General features: G+C 65.0%; 3 protein-coding genes and 1 pseudogene. All 4 read right to left on the bottom strand.

What is annotated here, in order from left to right; all coding sequences use genetic code 11:
- Nucleotides 1–156 (bottom strand): annotated as a pseudogene (locus OTB19_RS42760) (IS30 family transposase); the annotation flags it as partial.
- Nucleotides 107–820: an IS3 family transposase gene (locus OTB19_RS42755; RefSeq protein WP_267804260.1), complete on the bottom strand. Its 714-nt coding sequence runs from the start codon at nucleotides 818–820 to the stop codon at nucleotides 107–109. The gene OTB19_RS42755 and the pseudogene OTB19_RS42760, both read right to left, overlap by 50 nt.
- 20 nt (nucleotides 821–840) lie before the next feature.
- Nucleotides 841–1,131 carry a transposase gene (locus tag OTB19_RS42750; protein ID WP_267804259.1) on the bottom strand — a complete coding sequence of 97 codons (291 nt, stop codon included), beginning with the start codon at nucleotides 1,129–1,131 and terminating at the stop codon, nucleotides 841–843.
- Nucleotides 1,132–1,152: 21 nt separating this feature from the next.
- Nucleotides 1,153–1,317: a hypothetical protein gene (locus OTB19_RS42745; RefSeq protein ID WP_267804258.1), complete on the bottom strand. Its 165-nt coding sequence runs from the start codon at nucleotides 1,315–1,317 to the stop codon at nucleotides 1,153–1,155.
- Nucleotides 1,318–1,523: the final 206 nt, after the last annotated feature.

Here is a 1,523-nt window from a genome sequence, read left to right as displayed (position 1 = left end):
CTCCACCGTCGTGACCCCCGTGGCGATCAGTCGCCAGAAGTGGCGCTGCACGACTCGAGACGGATCAGGCCGCCCCGGCGAACGCATCGCCGGCCGCAACGCACGATCAGCGCGCCACTGCCGACGCTGGCCTTCCGGAACATCGCTGGTCTTCAAACTCCAGTCCGCCGTGGCCACGTCGCACACCTCCGAGATCAAAGTGTTGCGACGACCGGTTGAATCCACCTTCCGAGCCGCGGTCGCTGTGGAAGATCACTCCGCGCACGTCACCGCCCCGGGTGGTCCCGGCCATGTTCAGCGCGGCCACCACCAGGTCCGCGTCATGGTGGGCGCCCATCGCATAGCCGAGCAGGCGCCGTGAGAACAGGTCGATGACCGTCGCGAGGTAGATCTTGCCCTCGGAGGTGACGATCTCGGTCATATCGCCGACCCAGACGAGGTCGGGCTCCTCGGCCGTGAAGTCCCGCTTCACATGATCCGGGGCAGCGGGCCGCTTTCCCTGCCTGGTCAGGCCCTTGCGGTGTTTCACCACGCGGGCGACCAGGCCGAGTTCGGCCATCAGCCTGGCGACGGTGTTCACCGAGACGTGCCAGCCCTTGCGGACCAGCAGAATGAAGATCTTCGGTGATCCGTACGTGCCGCCGGACTCCTTGAAGATCTCCTTGATCTCCTCGGTCAGCTGCTGTCGTCGCAGCTCACGCCCGGTGGGCTTACGGATCCGCCACTTGTAGAACCACGACTCGCTCACGCCCAGCGCGCGGCAGGAGACGGTGTGCGGAATGTTGTGCCCGGTCCTCTGGTCGCTGATCACCCCGGCCACGACGGCCGGGTCCGCGGCAGCTACTTCACCCACAGGACCATGCAGCGTTTGAGAACATCACGCTCCATGCCGAGCTCCTTGTTGTCCTTCTTCAACTGCGCGACCTCCCGCCGCAGCCGGGCGAGCTCCTCGGCCTCGCTCTCACCCCGGCCGTTGCCGGCCCGTTTGGCCCGCGACACCCAGCTCGCCAGCGTCGTCTCGTTGATCCCCAAGTCCTGCGCGACCTCGGGGATCGGCTTCCCGGTCTCCGTCACGATCCGTACAGCCCCCTCACGAAACTCAGCCGTGAACACCCGACGCTTCTCCGCCATGACTCTCAACTTCCCCTGCAGTCACGGACTCCACGCTACGAGGGGAGACTCAGAGTCCTGAAAGGCCAGGGTGACAACGATCTCGTCACCGGCCGTCTTGCTGATGGTGGTCACGCGGGCGGGGCGGATCTCGTCAAGCAGAATGACGGCGCCTTCGTACAGGTGGCGGGCCTCGGTGAACTGCATTGTGTGTCCTTCGCGGTGACGGCGTGGCGGGGCGCATTGCGCATGCACGCCAGAGGTGTTCGCGGTCCGTGGGGGCTGCTACTCAGGTTGAACTCGTAGTTTCCGCCTTCTCGATCTTGGTGAGTTCTATGGTCAGCCCGGTCTCCGTGAGGCAGCCGTTGATCAGTTCGGGGCGGTATTGGATCTTCTTGAGCTTGTGCTTGATG

Source organism: Streptomyces sp. H27-H5 (assembly GCF_026627505.1).
GTDB lineage: Bacteria > Actinomycetota > Actinomycetes > Streptomycetales > Streptomycetaceae > Streptomyces.
This window is presented reverse-complemented; position numbering and strand designations above follow the sequence as displayed.